Source organism: Streptomyces fructofermentans (genome assembly GCF_014651055.1).
In the GTDB taxonomy this organism is placed as follows: Bacteria; Actinomycetota; Actinomycetes; order Streptomycetales; family Streptomycetaceae; genus Streptomyces; species Streptomyces fructofermentans.
The window spans coordinates 41,057-54,896 of sequence record NZ_BMWD01000021.1; the positions used below are offsets into that span (position 1 = coordinate 41,057).

Consider the following 13,840-nt stretch of genomic DNA (forward strand, 5'->3'; position numbering starts at 1 on the left):
TCAGCGCCTGGTCTCGTACCTGGTCAGGACCACGCCGCCGGGAAGCGTCCGCGTCTCCACCAGGTTCAGTCCCACCCAGCCGTCCAGCGCGGTGAAGAACGGCGTGCCGCCGCCCACCAGGACAGGATGGGTGGCGATCGCGTACTCGTCGATCAGCCCGGCGCGCATGGCCGCCCCGGCGAGCGTCGCGCCGCCGATGCTCATGGGGCCGCCGTCCCCGGCCTTGAGCCGGGTGATCTCGGCGATCGCGTCGCCGGTGACCAGGCGGGTGTTCCAGTCGACCTTGTCGATCGTGGAGGAGAACACCACCTTCGGCGTGTCCCGCCAGTTCCGCGCGAACTCGATCTCCGCGGGGGTGGCGCCCGGCTGCTGGTCGCCCGTCGGCCAGTGGGAACTCATCGCCTCCCACAACTTGCGCCCGTACAGCGTCAGGCCGCTCTCCCGCTCGTGGTCGAGCCACCACCGGAACAGCTCGTCGCTCGGCGGTCCGCCCCAGCTGATGTCGTCGCCGGGCGCGGCGATGTAGCCGTCCAGGGTGAGGTTCATGCCGTAGATCAGTTTCCGCATGCCCAGCCTTCCGTCCGTGGGTGTCCGGCGCGCAGACCGGCGCGGGGCCGGAAACTCGTCGCGCGCGATGTGGGCTCGCCGGTGGTCGTCGTACCCGGGGCTCAGAGTGGTGTATTCGGTCGACTCGGGGCAAGTCGCCTGATCTCGCCCTCGACCGCGCCCAGCCCCAGCCCCAGCCCCAGCCCTCGCCCTCGGCCTCGCGAAGAGATCGCACGGATTCGAGACGGATCGTCGGTGACGAGGCCGTGGGACGGCCAACTGCGCCCGGGCAACGCGCGATCGGCAGGTGACGAACGGCGGGATCCTGCGGGCCGGGCCCGAATGCACTCGACGTGGGACGCCGGGACGGGTGGACTTGGCCCATGACGATCACTCCCGGGGAAGAACTGCTCCCCACCACGCGCCGCGCCCTGCTCCACCGCATCGCCACCGCTCAGGCCGAAGGCCGGTCGCCGTCGCTGGTGGCGGCCGTCGTCCGCGGCGGCCGGACGGTCTGGCACGGCTCCCGCACCTGCGTGGACGGTCACGGGCCGGACGAGAACGTGCAGTACCGCATCGGCTCGATCACCAAGACCTTCACCGCCGTCCTCGTGCTGCGGCTGCGTGACGAGGGCGTGCTGGACCTCGGCGACCCCCTGGAGAAGCACCTCCCGGGCACGGGCGCGGGGGAGGCGACGATCGCGGAACTCCTCGCCCACACCGCTGGCTTGGCCGCCGAATCACCGGCCCCCTGGTGGGAGCGCACTCCCGGTTCGCTCCGCCCCGAGCTGGCCGACGTACTGGGCGAGCAGCCGCACCGGCATCCCGTCGGGCGGCGGTTCCACTACTCGAACCCCGGATACACCTTGCTGGGCGCCCTGGTCGAGGAACTCAGGGGCGCTCCGTGGGAGCAGGTCCTGCGCGAGGAGGTCCTCGAACCCCTGGGGCTGACGCGTACGAGCGGACAGCCGCAGGCGCCGCATGCGGGCGGCTGGGCCGTGCATCCCTGGGCGGACGTGATGCTGCCGGAGCCCAGCGAGGACCTGGGCCGGATGGCGCCGGCGGGCCAACTCTGGTCGACCACCGGCGACCTGGCCCGTTTCGCGGCCTTCCTGGCCAAGGGGGACGACCGGGTGCTGAGCGCCGGGTCCGTGTTGGAGATGCGGACGCCGGCCGCGCCGCCCGAGGCGGAGGAGGTGGCGGCAGGCAGCGCGTACGGACTCGGGATGCAGATCCAGCTCCGCGACGGCCGCATGCTCGTGGGCCACGGCGGTTCCCTGCCCGGATTCCTCGCCGGCATGATGATCGGCGTCGAGGACGACCTGGCGGCGGTCGTCCTGGCCAACTGCACCTCGGGACCGGCGGTCTCCGCGGTCGCCGCCGACCTCGTGCGGATCGTCGCGGAGGCCGAGCCCAGGATTCCGGAACCCTGGCGGCCGCTGCCCGAAGTCGACCATGACGTGCTGGAGTTGGCGGGTCCCTGGTACTGGGGGACCAGTGCTTTCGCGCTGCGGGTCACGGCCGACGGAGGCCTGTCGCTCGGGCCTCTGGCGGGCAATGGCCGGCGGTCACGGTTCCGGAACGGACCCGGCGACGGCTGGACGGGCCTCGACGGCTACTTCGCGGGCGAGCTCCTGACGGCCGTACGGCGGCCTGACGGCACGGTCGGCCACCTGGACCTCGGTTCGTTCGTGTTCACGCGTCAGCCGTACGAGGACGGGCCCTCGGTGCCCGGTGGAGTGGATCCCGAGGGCTGGCGCGGGATTCGGTGACTCCGCACTCCCGGTAGGGTGCCGGCTTCCGGGTGAGGTGTCCTGTTTCACGTGAAACAGGACACCTCCTGGACGGCCCGTCAGAGCTGCAGCTTGAAGCCCACGTGCGAAGCCGTGAATCCGAGCCGCTCGTAGAACCGGTGCGCGTCGGTGCGGGTGGCGTCGGAGGTCAACTGGACCAACTGGCAGCCCTCGCTGCGAGATCGCTCCACGGCCCACTCGATGAAGCGGGTGCCCAGACCGCTGCCCCGCTCGTCGGCGTGGACGCGCACGCCTTCGATGACCGAGCGGGTCGCCCCCTTGCGGGACAGCCCGGGAATGATCGTGAGCTGAAGGGTGCCCACGACACGGCCGTCGCGTTCGGCGACGACCAGGTGCTGGTTCGGATCGGCGGCGAGGCGCTCCAGGGCCGCCAGGTACGGGGTCAAGTCGTCCGGTGACTCCCGCAGGGCCCCCAGCGGATCATCGGCGAGCATCGCGACCACGGCCGGCACGTCGGCCGCGACGGCGGGGCGTATTTCAAGATCTCCCATGCCGGAAGCCTACGCAGACGGCCTCCGCGAGGGCCGGGCGCGATCCCCGGCCCCGGTGGCGCCCGAGCGGGCCCGGAGGACGCCTAAGCGGGTGCCGAAACGCTCGCCGACTCCACGACGCGGACCAGGGGAGCCAGCTCGGGGTTCTCGGCTGCTTCGTCGAGGGCCTCACGCAGAGCGCCGTCATTGGTGGGGCGTGCCTCATCGAGCAATCGCAGGCCCGCCGCGCTGACGTTGGTGTAGATCCCGCGGCGATCGGTGGGGCACAGGTAGCGCGACAGCAGTCCGCGGTCCTCCAGGCGGGTCACCAGGCGGGTCGTGGCGCTCTGGCTGAGGACCACGGCGTCGGCGACCTGCTTCATCTGGAGATGGCCGCCCTCGCCGTCGTGCTGTCGGCTGAGTACGTCGAGGAGCGAGTACTCGCGCACGCTCAATCCGTGCCGGCCCTGCAGGGCCCGTTCGATGTGGGCCTCGATCCTCCCGTGCAGCAGCGAGAGGGCGCACCAGCCCTGGGCGAGGGCGGTGAGTGCGGGGTCCGTGGCTGTCATGGCGGTTCCTCCGTCCAGGAGCGGCTGAGAACCAGGGTAGAGCACGAGCGCAATAGTCCGCGCTTGCAAGTAACCCGCGTCTGCAATTATTGTGAGCGAACGTAAAGCGCTCCTGCAATCTTCTGGGAAGGTTCCTTCCATGCCTCTCGCGCTTCTGGCCCTCGCGATCGGGGCCTTCGGGATCGGCACCACCGAGTTCGTGATCATGGGCCTGCTGCCCGAGGTCGCGGGCGACTTCGGTGTCTCCATCCCCACCGCGGGGTTCCTGGTGACCGGCTACGCGCTGGGTGTGATGTTCGGCGCGCCGCTGATGACCGTCCTCGGTACGAAGGTGTCCCGCAAGCGGATGCTGATGCTGCTGATGGGGCTGTTCATCGTCGGCAACCTGCTCTCCGCCGTCGCTCCGAGCTTCTCGGTCATGCTGATCGGACGGGTCGTCGCCTCACTCGCGCACGGCGCCTTCTTCGGCATCGGGTCGGTCGTCGCCGCGGATCTCGTCGCACCCGACAAGAAGGCCGGCGCCATCGCGATGATGTTCACCGGCCTGACCGTCGCGAATGTCGTCGGTGTCCCGCTGGGCACCCTCATCGGGCAGTCCGCCGGCTGGCGTGTGACGTTCGCCGTCGTCGCCGGTCTCGGTGTTCTCGGCCTCGCAGGCATCGCGCGGCTCGTCCCCGACATGCCCAAGGCGGAAGGTGTGCGCCTGCGCCACGAGCTGGCCGCCTTCAAGAACGTCCAGGTGCTGCTCGCCATGGCGATGACGGTCCTCGGCTTCGGCGGGGTCTTCGCGGCGATCACCTACATCGCGCCGATGATGACGCACGTCGGAGGCTTCGCCGAAGGCTCCGTCACCTGGCTTCTCGTCCTCTTCGGGCTCGGCATGGTGGGCGGCAACCTCGTCGGCGGCCGGTACGCGGACCGCGCGCTGATGCCGATGCTGTACGTCTCGCTGGGCGCCCTGGCCGTCGTGCTCGCCCTCTTCACGCTGACCGCCCACAACCAGGTGGCGGCGGCCGTGACCATCACCCTCATCGGTGCTCTCGGATTCGCCACCGTGCCGCCGCTGCAGAAGCGGGTGCTCGACCAGGCGCACGGCGCCCCGACGCTCGCCTCCGCCGTGAACATCGGCGCCTTCAACCTCGGCAACGCCCTCTCGGCCTGGCTCGGCGGCCTCGTGATCGCGGCCGGCCTGGGCTACACCGCCCCCAACTGGGTCGGAGCCGTCCTCGCCGCCGCCGCGCTGGTGCTCGCCGTGCTCTCGGCGGCCCTGGAACGCCGCTCCGAAACCCGGGGCAGGGCCGTGACGGGGGTATCCGCGGAGCACGCGCAGCCGGCGGCAGCCGTCACTCACTGACACCCCGGCGGGCCCGGCCGGACCGGCGGTACCGAACACCGGCACAGGGCCGTCTCCACGAGCGACCGGACCCGCCCCCGGCGTGATCCTCCACGCCCCGCAACGAACCACCCCCCATGACTCCCCCCACAGCCCCCAAGCACCACCTCATCCAGGAGAAGCCCTTCATGAGCACCACCGCCGTCGCCCCGCTGACCACCCAGGACGCCGAGGCACTTGTCGCGGCAGCACGCCGTGCCGCGGAGTCCGCCGATGTGACGGTCAGCGTGACCGTCCTGGACGCGGGTGGCCACCTGCTCGCGTTCCGCCGTGACGACCGGGCCGTGCTGATCTCCGGCGAGACCAGCACCCGCAAGGCGTACACCGCACTGCAGCTGAACGCGCCCACGGCCGACCTCGTCGACGCGGTCCAGCCCGGCGGCCCCTTCCACACCCTGCCCACCGCGCTCGACCGACCGCTCCTGTTCATCGCGGGTGGCGTTCCGGTCCACCGCGACGGCCGCCTCATCGGCGCGATCGGAGTCGGTGGCGGCGCCCCGGAGCAGGACCACTCCTTCGCCGTCACGGCCGTCGAGGCACTCGGCTAGGGACGAGCGGCATCGGGAGCGATCGCCGCGAGGCACGCCCGCACATGGAAGCGGCGGCCNNNCCCCCCGCTTCCATGTCGCATCCGGGCTTGGCCGTACGCTCAGCCCGCCGCCACCGTGAGGGGCGCGAAGCGCCTGCTCCAGTCCCCCGGCAGCTCGGGGATGCCATGCGTCATGACGGCGTTGAAGGCGGTCGGAGCGAGCCCGTGACGCTTCGCCCACGCGAGCAGTTCCTCGTGCCGCACGTCGATGTCGGTTCGCAGCGGACGGTCGGTGCCCGCGGCCAGAGAGGCGATCAGCGCCTTCGCCGTCTCGGTGTCCCGGGCGATCAACGGGCCGACCACGTGCGTGGCCATGTTGGGCCAGGCAGCCGCGTATCCGGTGATCAGGCCGTCCGCCTCGGCGACACGCAACTGGTCGGCGAAGGCGGGGAGTCGCGTGATCATGTGGGTGCGGTCCGAGCCGAAGACCTCTTCGTCGAGCCGGAGGATCGCCGGGAGGTCCTCGGCCGTGGCCGGCCGCGTGGCGACCTCGGACGCCGATCCACCGGGGATGAAGTGTCCGAGGACCATCTCCGCCCGGCCGGTCGTCTTGAAGCCCAGCTCCTCGTAGAGAGGCTGTCCGTACGGTGTCGCGTGCAGCGTGAGAGGCGTGGTTCCCTGCTCGGCGACGACGTGCCGCATCAGCCGCCGTCCGATGCCCCGGCGGGCATGGCGCTCGGCGACGAGGACCATGCCGATCGCCGCGAGATCGGGACGCTCCCCGGGACCGTAGGTGGTCACGACACAGACGGCGACGAGGCCGCCCGCGGGGTCGTCGATGCCGTAGCCCGTGCCGGCGGCGAGGAGCAGCCCCCACTTGTGCTCCTCACGGGGCCAGCCACGGTCCTCCGAGAGATCGGCGCAGGCGGAGAGGTCTCGAAGCGTCAGACTGCGGACGGGCAGGGACGCGATGGGTGGATTGGACACGCAGGTCAGGCTGTCCGACGCGAGTCCTCGGCGTCCACCGGTTTGCGGACTTCGGTCCTGTTTCCCTCGGACCTGAGCCGTTGCCCGCGCCGGGTGAGCCCCCACGGCTTCAGGATCGAGATCACGGTCATGAACAGGTACGCGGACAGCGAGACGACCGGTCCCGCGAGAACATCGGCGGGATCGGGCAGTGGGCCGCCCGCCGACACCGCCGTGACGGCGTCAGCGACTCCTGGACGCAGCGCGAGGACGGTGGCGGTGATCGTCGCCAGGGTCAGCCAGAACTTCGTGTGGACCCAGCGGTGCCTGGCCAGGCCCCACGGCGTGCCCAGGGCCAGCAACAGGCCGCTGAGGAGGGTCAGGAAGGCAAGAGGGAGCAGGAGCCAGTCGGCGAACAGCTTCATGGCGCGGACCGACGCCTCCACGGTCCCGGCGGACCCCGTGGTGGTGGCGGTGATCCCCAGCGCGAGCAGCCCGAGCGTGAGCCCGAGCCAGCCCGCGGAGGCGACTGCGTGGACGGCGAGGGTGGCCCGGCGTACGGGGCGGCTCAGTTTCACGTGAAACAAACTGGCGGTAGAGGGCACCGGGCACGTCTGACGGCGGGAGTAAGCGCGCGTACTCGCCTCGGCGTACGTGACCGGACTCCAGTTCGCTTCCAAGTGGGCGGCCGTGTGGATCGCGAACCGCCTCCGTGAAGAATTCGGGGTGGTCACCGCGAACTCTTCGCACAAGGTGAAAGCCCGGGGGACCGAATGCTGTGAGGGCGTCCGCCCGGTATCCGTCCGCGTCAATGCACGTGCACGTCAGGCGTTCATCCAGTTGTCCGCCCATCGGTGGGGCGGGATCTGCGAGAAGCCTGTGAATTTATGTGGGGCGCCCGGTAATTGAAGGAACTACCGATCCGAACCGCTCAATTCCTGACGTAAGGAAGAGGGCGCTTGTGTGTCGGGCAGCGGCCGGTATCGTCGACTCCGGTTCGTGCCGGCGCGGTGGGCCTGCGCATCCGGCCCCGGCGGACTCAGGGCATCGCAGCCTAACGGGACGGGAAGATCGATGACCCGTATTTCCCGTTACGGGCCCGGATGTTGACGCAGGGTGCCATCCTGCGATGGCGGAAGTGCAGCCGATGTCACACTCCTGGCTTACTTGTCCGTAGGGCGCCGGATTCCGTGCTCGAATGGGCCGCTTCGGCCAACCAGAACAAAGCCTCATGGGAAAGAAGGCAATCTGCGGGGGGAATCAGGCATCTTCCGATCGAGGAAGTGCGCAGACCGACCGAAAGATGTTCGAGGCGAGGCACACCATGGACGCTCCGGCCACCACGTCGGCCGACAACGGCACTTCAGGCGGCGGGGGCGGCTGGTTCACACCCCACACGCCGCCCGAGCCGTCCGCGGACGGCGAGCAGCAACCTGCCGACGGGCGCCGCCTGGCCGCGCTGAGGCCCGTCGGCCGCCCCGGGGCAGGGGACAGCGACGCTTCCCGGCACAGCACGCTCCCGGCTTCCTCGCCGGAGAGGCTCCGCCCGGAGCAGCCCCACCCGCAGGGGGCCGGCCCGGTGTGGACAGGGAGGGACGGTCGGGCCGAGGGCCTCCGTGACGGCGGGTACGGAACAACCGCCCGTCCGGGCACCCTGGCTGACGGGCAGTCCGCTCTGGAGGGGATCACGCGTGGCAGTCGGCCGCCGGGCTCCCACCGATCCGGCCCGCCTCCGGGCACGTCGACAGGGGGCGTGGCGAGGCACGCGATACCCGACGGTGCCCAGCCCGTCGCGGCGCCGTCGCCCGGTATGCCCCTCCCCCTGCCCGAGGAGCCCGCCCGGCGATCCGATCCGGCCGCCGATCCGGTCGCCGTTCCCGCTCCGACGCGGCCGGCCTCCCCGGACGCCGTCCTCATCCGCCGCACCATGGCGGAGGTGGGGCCCGTCGCCGACAAGGTCACCTCGTACTTCTACGCACTGCTCTTCGTGCGCCACCCGGATCTCCGTCCGCTCTTCCCCGCGTCGATGGACACCCAGCGCGACCGGCTCCTCAAGGCGCTGCTGACCGCGGCCGAGCACATCGACAACACCGAGGTCCTGGTCGCGTACCTGCAGAACCTCGGCCGCGGACACCGCAAGTACGGCACCCGCCCCGAGCACTACCCGGCCGTCGGGGAGTGCCTCATCGGTGCGCTCAGCCGCTTCGCGGAGGGGATCTGGGACCGGGAGACCGAGGCGGCCTGGGTCCGGGCGTACACGACGATCTCGCAGGTCATGATCGACGCGGCCGCCAAGGACGAGCTGCGAGCTCCGGCCTGGTGGTACGCCGAGGTCGTCTCGCACGACCTCAGGACCCCGGACGTCGCCGTCATCACGGTCCGCCCCGACCAGCCCTACCCGTTCCTCGCCGGGCAGTACACGAGCGTGGAGACCCCCTGGTGGCCGCGGATCTGGCGGCACTACTCGTTCGCCGCCGCCCCCCGCTCGGACGGACTGCTGTCGTTCCACGTGAAGGCGGTCCCGGCGGGCTGGGTGTCCAACGCGCTGGTGCACCGGGCCCGCCCCGGCGACATCATCCGGCTGGGGGCCCCGGCCGGCTCGATGACCGTCGACCACACCACCGACAGCGGACTGCTCTGCCTCGGCGGCGGCACCGGGATAGCCCCCATCAAGGCCCTGGTCGAGGACGTCGCCGAGCACGGCGCCCGGCGGCCGGTCGAGGTCTTCTACGGAGCCCGGACCGATCACGACCTCTACGACATCGACACCATGCTCAGGCTCCAGCACAGCCATCCCTGGCTCGCGGTGCGCCCCGTGGTCGACCGGCAGGCGCATCTCCAGCTCCCGGACGCGGTGCGCGAGTACGGGCCGTGGAACGAGTACGACGCGTATCTCTCGGGTCCGCCCGGCATGATCCGCAGCGGTGTGGACGCGCTCAGGGACGTCGGCATTCCGTCGGACAGGATCAGGCACGACGCCGTGGAGGAACTCGCCGCGGTGGGCAACTGACCCGGAAGCGTCCCCGGCGACGGACACAGCGACGGCTTCGGCTCCGGCGCGGCGGCGTCAGCCGAGATCGGGCGCGTGCATCGCCCGTACGCCCTCGATGTTGCCGTCGAGATAGTGCCGCAGGGACAGGGGCACGAGATGCACGGAGGCGATCCCCACCCGGGTGAAGGGAATCCGTACGATCTCGTACTCGCCGCAGGGCTCTTCGATCTCGGGGCCGTGCCGCAGCGACGGGTCCATGGCTTCCAGTCGGCAGACGAAGAAGTGCTGGACCTTCACGCCGGTCGTGCTGCTGTTCTCGCCGATGTGCTCGACGGTGTCGACGAAGCAGGGAACCACGTCGGTGATCTTGGCGCCGAGCTCCTCGTGCACTTCACGATGGAGCGCGTCGACGACGGTGGTGTCCTCCGGCTCGACTCCGCCACCGGGCGTCAGCCAGTAGGGATCCACGCCGGGCTTGGTTCTTTTGATCAGGATCAGGTCGTCGCCGTCCAGGAGGACGGCACGGGCGGTGCGCTTGACCACGGGTCGGACGGTCATGGGAGAAATGTGGCCCGGTTGGTTCCACGTGAAACATCGTCCGGCCGACCAGGCGGTTCAGCCTTGTCATGACCAGTGGCCGGCGGCGCGCAGCAGCCACTCGTGCGCCCTCGCTATGTGGGGCATGGCCAGCGTGCCGGTGCGTACCACCAGGAAGTAGGTGCGCAGCGGCGGGACGGCGGGGTCGAGCAGCTCCACCACGTCGCCGCGCTCCAGAGCGGGTGCGCACAGATAGCGGGGAAGGACGGCGAGCCCCGCACCTGTGGCGGCGCACGCGAGGACCGCGCGGAGATCGGGCACGATCACGGTGCCCGAGGCGGCCGGACGGGAGTCGAACACGGAGGCCCAGTAGCGGGCGACGAAGGGCAGCGACTCGTGGACCTCGACCACGGGGAGGTTCTCCAGAGTGGACGCACCCCTGCGGCGCAGCCTGCCGGAGCCGATACGGGCGGCCCAGCGGGGGGCGGCGACGAGGACGTGCTCCTCGTCGCAGAGCGCGGACGCGGTGAGCAGCGCGCCACGTGGTCTGGCTGTGGTGATGGCCAGATCGTGGTGTCCGGCCGCGAGCCCTTCGAGCGCCTCCTCCGCGTTGCCGAAGGAGGCGCGCAGTGCGAAGCCCTGGCCGTCGTCCCCCGTCAGCTCGGTCAGTGCGGGCAGCGCGCGTTCGGCGGTGAACTCGGGGGGTCCGGCGAGGTGGAGGGTCCGTACCGAGGAGGCCTCGTCGAGGCCGGTCTCGGCGATCTCCACCAGGGCGTCGAGGTGGGGGGCCGCCTTGTGGGCGAGTTCGTCCCCGATGGTGGTGGGGGTGACCCCGCGGGCCTGCCGCAGGAAGAGAGGGCGCCCCAGCTGCCGTTCCAGGGTTCGGATCTGGGAGGTGACGGCCGGCTGCGACAGGCCGAGCAGCGCGGCGGCGCGAGTGAAGGAGCCGGCCCGGTGCACGGTCACAAAGGTCCGCAGCAGGGCCAGATCCATATCGCTTTTCCCTCCTGGGCTCGGCGGAAGCCTCCAACTATAAATAAGTCGATAGGTCTCTGTCGCTACTGTGATTGGACACTGACACGGAGTCAACTAGCCTTGTGCGCGCGGTTCTTCGCGCGCAGAACCGGGACGGTCCGAGCCACGAGGGGGGAGGCTCGGACCGTCCGTCATACGCTCTGTGCGGCTGACCGGCCGATCAGCAGCCGCTCACTTCGCCGACTCGTCGAGCGCGCGCAGGACGTCGGCCACGAGGTCCTCCGGGTCCTCGGCTCCGACCGAGAAGCGGACGAAGCCCTCGGCCACGGCGTCGCCTCCCCAGCGGCCCCGCCGCTCGGCGGTGGACCGCACCCCGCCGAAGCTGGTCGCGTCGTCCACGAGCCGCAGCGCGTCGAGGAAGCGCTCCGCGCGTTCGCGCGTGGGCAGCGTGAACGACACCACGCAGCCGAAACGCCGCATCTGCTGCGAGGCGAGCTTGTGCGAGGGGTCGCCGGGCAGCCCGGGGTACCGGACCCCGAGGTCCTCGTGCCAGTCGCGCAGCGCCTCCGCGACGATCAGCGCACTGGCGTTCTGCCGTTCGACGCGCAGTTGGAGGGTCGCGAGCGAGCGGTGTGCGAGCCACGCCTCCATCGGTCCCGGAATGGCGCCGACGATCTTGCGCCAGCGCCGTACGGGGGCCATGGCGGAGGGATCCGCGCCGGTGACGTAGCCGAGCAGGATGTCCCCGTGCCCGGTGAGCTGCTTGGTGCCGCTGGCCACGGAGAAGTCCGCCCCGAGTTCGAGCGGGCGCTGCCCGAGAGGTGTGGCCAGGGTGTTGTCGACGGCGACGAGGCAGCCGCGCGAGTGCGCCGCCTCCACGAGCCGCCGCACGTCGCACACGTCGAGCCCGGGGTTCGACGGCGTCTCGATCCACAGCAGCTTCGCGCCGTCGAGCAGTTCTAGCTGGGCGTCACCGCCGGTCGGCGCCGTGCGCACCTCGACGCCGTACGCCTCGAGCTGCGCGCGGACGAGCGGCAGGACCTGGTAGCCGTCGTCGGGCAGCACGACCGTGTCGCCGGCGCGCAGCTGGGAGAACAGGACGGCCGAGATGGCGGCCATGCCGGAGGCGAAGACGAGCGTCTCGACGCCGTCCCGTCCGGGCGCCTCCAGCTCGCCGATGGCCCGCTCCAGGTGGGTCCAGGTCGGGTTCTCGTCGCGGCCGTAGGTGTACGCGCCCGTGGGGTCGCCCGGAAGATGGAAGTGTGCGGCGAAGACCGGGCCCGGGAGGGTGGGCTCGTGCTTGACCGGCTCGGGCAGTCCTGCCCGTACCGCGCGGGTGCCGTCGCCGGGTCCTGTGACGGAATCTGTCATACCGCTTGTCCTTCCACTTGCTTCTCGATCACGGCGAGCAGACCTGCACTCGCCGTCTCCACCATCTCAAGGCACTCCTCGAAGCCGTCCATCCCCCCGTAGTAAGGATCGGGCACATCGAGGTCGTGACCTGCGGCGTCGGGATCGTACGAGCGCAGCAGACGGACCTTTGCGGCGTCCTCGGGGGTGGGCGCGAGCCGTCGCAGGGCCCGCTGGTGCCCGGCGTCGAGAGCGACGACGAGGTCCAGCCGGGCGAACCACTCGGCCCGGAACCGTCGGGCCGTGTGGCCGCCGTCGTAGCCGTGCTCCTCGAGGACGGACACCGTGCGCGGATCGGCGCCGTCGCCCTCGTGCCAGCCGTCGGTGCCCGCGCTGTCCACCTCGACCGCGCCGTCGAGTCCGGCCTCGACGACCCGCGCGCGGAAGACGGACTCCGCCATCGGGGAACGGCAGATGTTGCCGGTGCAGACGAAGCACACGCGATAGGGCATGGGGACACTCAGTCCTGGTCGGGGAGGACGACGTTCAGCGCCCACGAGACGACGGAGATGATCAGGCCGCCCAGGACCGCGGTCCAGAAGCCGTCCACGTGGAAGCTCAGGTCGAGCTTGTCGGCCAACCACGAGGTGAGCAGCAGCATCAGGGCGTTGACGACCAGGGTGATCAGGCCGAGCGTCAGGATGAACAGCGGGAAGGTGAGCACCTTCACGATCGGCTTCACCACGACGTTCACCAGCCCGAAGACCAGCGCGACGAGCAGCAGCGTGCCTATTTCCTTGCCCGTGCTGTCACCGGTGAGGGTGATCTTGTCGAGCAGCCACACGGCGACCGCCAGGGCACCCGCGTTGGCGATCGTCTTGACTACGAAATTCTTCATGTGTCTGATCGTTGCAGAAGAGATCGGAAACGAGCAGGGGCAGGGGCGGTCAAGGTCGATGAAGGCATTCCGGCTGGACGAACTGGAGGCGGAGCGCGCCGCCAACGACGGCGCGTACCTGCAGTTCCTGCGCGAGAAGAACATGTCGGTCGGCCTGTACGCGCTGGACGCCGGCGTGCAGGACCCCCAGCAGCCCCACGGCCAGGACGAGGTCTACTTCGTCGTGAGCGGCAGGGCGGCGATCACGGTCGGCATGGAGACGACCCAGGTCGCGCGCGGCAGCGTCGTGTACGTGCCCGCCGGGGTCGCCCACAAGTTCCACCACATCAGCGAGGACCTGCGGGTACTCGTGATCTTCTCTCCGCCGGAGAGCTGACCTCCCCCTCGGGGTTCCCTAGGGGGACGGTCAGGGGAGGACAAGGGATGCGAGGCCCCCGCGGGCACCCCCGGCGCGCCTAGCATCGGACGCAGGACGTCGTGGACCCGCCAGCAGGCGGGCACGGACCGGGCAAGTCCCCGAAACGGGCAGAGAGACAAGGAACAAGGGCGATGCGAGAGATCTTCGCGGGGATGCCGTGGTGGGTTAAGTGGGTCGCGGTGCCGGTCATCGCCCTGTTCGTCTTCGGGGGCCTGATAGTCGGCATCCTCCAGGTGCTCGTGGGCCTGCTCTTCAAGGTGCTGGTCTTCGTCGCCCTGGTCGGCGGACTGATCTACGTCGTACGGAAGTTCATGTCGAACTCCTCGTCGAGGAGCGACTGGTAGTCGCCCCGGCGGGGCCGGGGACGCGGGGCAAGGGCAGCG

16 protein-coding genes are annotated in these 13,840 nt (G+C 70.6%); 6 read left to right on the forward strand and 10 right to left on the reverse strand.

The window, feature by feature from the left end; genetic code table 11:
- On the reverse strand, window positions 1–567 hold the full coding sequence (locus IE265_RS25895) for a dihydrofolate reductase family protein (protein WP_190038095.1): 567 nt from the start codon (window positions 565–567) through the stop codon (window positions 1–3).
- A 362-nt stretch (window positions 568–929) separates the two neighbouring features.
- Between IE265_RS25895 and IE265_RS25900 the strand changes: the two genes are divergently transcribed.
- Window positions 930–2,318: a serine hydrolase domain-containing protein gene (locus tag IE265_RS25900; RefSeq protein WP_190038096.1), complete on the forward strand. Its 1,389-nt coding sequence runs from the start codon at window positions 930–932 to the stop codon at window positions 2,316–2,318.
- 80 nt (window positions 2,319–2,398) lie between these two features.
- On the opposite strand, the gene IE265_RS25905 is transcribed toward IE265_RS25900, so the two are convergent.
- Both IE265_RS25905 and IE265_RS25910 read right to left on the reverse strand, forming a co-directional pair.
- Window positions 2,399–2,851: a GNAT family N-acetyltransferase gene (locus IE265_RS25905; protein WP_190038097.1), complete on the reverse strand. Its 453-nt coding sequence runs from the start codon at window positions 2,849–2,851 to the stop codon at window positions 2,399–2,401.
- A gap of 83 nt (window positions 2,852–2,934) precedes the next feature.
- Complete coding sequence (locus tag IE265_RS25910) at window positions 2,935–3,399, reverse strand: MarR family winged helix-turn-helix transcriptional regulator (RefSeq protein WP_190038098.1); 465 nt, start codon at window positions 3,397–3,399, stop codon at window positions 2,935–2,937.
- A 139-nt stretch (window positions 3,400–3,538) separates the two neighbouring features.
- On the opposite strand from IE265_RS25910, the gene IE265_RS25915 reads away from it, so the two are divergent.
- Window positions 3,539–4,753 carry an MFS transporter gene (locus tag IE265_RS25915; protein ID WP_229916526.1) on the forward strand — a complete coding sequence of 405 codons (1,215 nt, stop codon included), beginning with the start codon at window positions 3,539–3,541 and terminating at the stop codon, window positions 4,751–4,753.
- 167 nt (window positions 4,754–4,920) lie between these two features.
- Window positions 4,921–5,340, forward strand: coding sequence for a GlcG/HbpS family heme-binding protein (locus tag IE265_RS25920; protein ID WP_190038194.1), 420 nt, complete (start codon window positions 4,921–4,923; stop codon window positions 5,338–5,340).
- Between the two features lie 101 nt (window positions 5,341–5,441).
- On the opposite strand, the gene IE265_RS25925 is transcribed toward IE265_RS25920, so the two are convergent.
- Together IE265_RS25925 and IE265_RS25930 are read right to left on the reverse strand one after the other, a co-directional pair.
- Window positions 5,442–6,308, reverse strand: coding sequence for a GNAT family N-acetyltransferase (locus IE265_RS25925; protein WP_190038099.1), 867 nt, complete (start codon window positions 6,306–6,308; stop codon window positions 5,442–5,444).
- Between the two features lie 5 nt (window positions 6,309–6,313).
- Complete coding sequence (locus tag IE265_RS25930; RefSeq protein WP_190038100.1) at window positions 6,314–6,865, reverse strand: DUF2269 family protein; 552 nt, start codon at window positions 6,863–6,865, stop codon at window positions 6,314–6,316.
- Between the two features lie 746 nt (window positions 6,866–7,611).
- On the opposite strand from IE265_RS25930, the gene IE265_RS25935 reads away from it, so the two are divergent.
- Window positions 7,612–9,297, forward strand: a complete 1,686-nt coding sequence (locus tag IE265_RS25935) for a globin domain-containing protein (RefSeq protein WP_229916541.1) — start codon at window positions 7,612–7,614, stop codon at window positions 9,295–9,297.
- A 57-nt stretch (window positions 9,298–9,354) separates the two neighbouring features.
- On the opposite strand, the gene IE265_RS25940 is transcribed toward IE265_RS25935, so the two are convergent.
- The 5 genes from IE265_RS25940 to IE265_RS25960 form a co-directional block, all read right to left on the reverse strand.
- A complete protein-coding gene (locus IE265_RS25940; RefSeq protein ID WP_190038102.1) occupies window positions 9,355–9,837 on the reverse strand; it encodes an NUDIX domain-containing protein in 483 nt (160 codons plus the stop codon).
- Window positions 9,838–9,903: 66 nt separating this feature from the next.
- Window positions 9,904–10,809: a LysR family transcriptional regulator gene (locus tag IE265_RS25945; protein WP_190038103.1), complete on the reverse strand. Its 906-nt coding sequence runs from the start codon at window positions 10,807–10,809 to the stop codon at window positions 9,904–9,906.
- Between the two features lie 213 nt (window positions 10,810–11,022).
- The gene (locus IE265_RS25950) at window positions 11,023–12,162 is read right to left on the reverse strand and encodes a cystathionine gamma-lyase (protein ID WP_190038104.1); all 1,140 of its coding nucleotides are present in this window, start codon (window positions 12,160–12,162) and stop codon (window positions 11,023–11,025) included.
- A complete protein-coding gene (locus tag IE265_RS25955; protein ID WP_190038105.1) occupies window positions 12,159–12,653 on the reverse strand; it encodes a low molecular weight protein-tyrosine-phosphatase in 495 nt (164 codons plus the stop codon). The genes IE265_RS25950 and IE265_RS25955 overlap by 4 nt, the downstream gene beginning before the upstream one ends.
- A gap of 8 nt (window positions 12,654–12,661) precedes the next feature.
- Window positions 12,662–13,039: a phage holin family protein gene (locus IE265_RS25960; protein ID WP_190038106.1), complete on the reverse strand. Its 378-nt coding sequence runs from the start codon at window positions 13,037–13,039 to the stop codon at window positions 12,662–12,664.
- A 58-nt stretch (window positions 13,040–13,097) separates the two neighbouring features.
- Here IE265_RS25960 and IE265_RS25965 point away from each other — a divergent pair, with 58 nt between their 5' ends.
- Window positions 13,098–13,415, forward strand: coding sequence for a cupin domain-containing protein (locus IE265_RS25965; protein ID WP_190038195.1), 318 nt, complete (start codon window positions 13,098–13,100; stop codon window positions 13,413–13,415).
- A gap of 173 nt (window positions 13,416–13,588) precedes the next feature.
- Window positions 13,589–13,801, forward strand: a complete 213-nt coding sequence (locus IE265_RS25970; RefSeq protein ID WP_190038107.1) for a DUF5326 family protein — start codon at window positions 13,589–13,591, stop codon at window positions 13,799–13,801.
- Window positions 13,802–13,840: the final 39 nt, after the last annotated feature.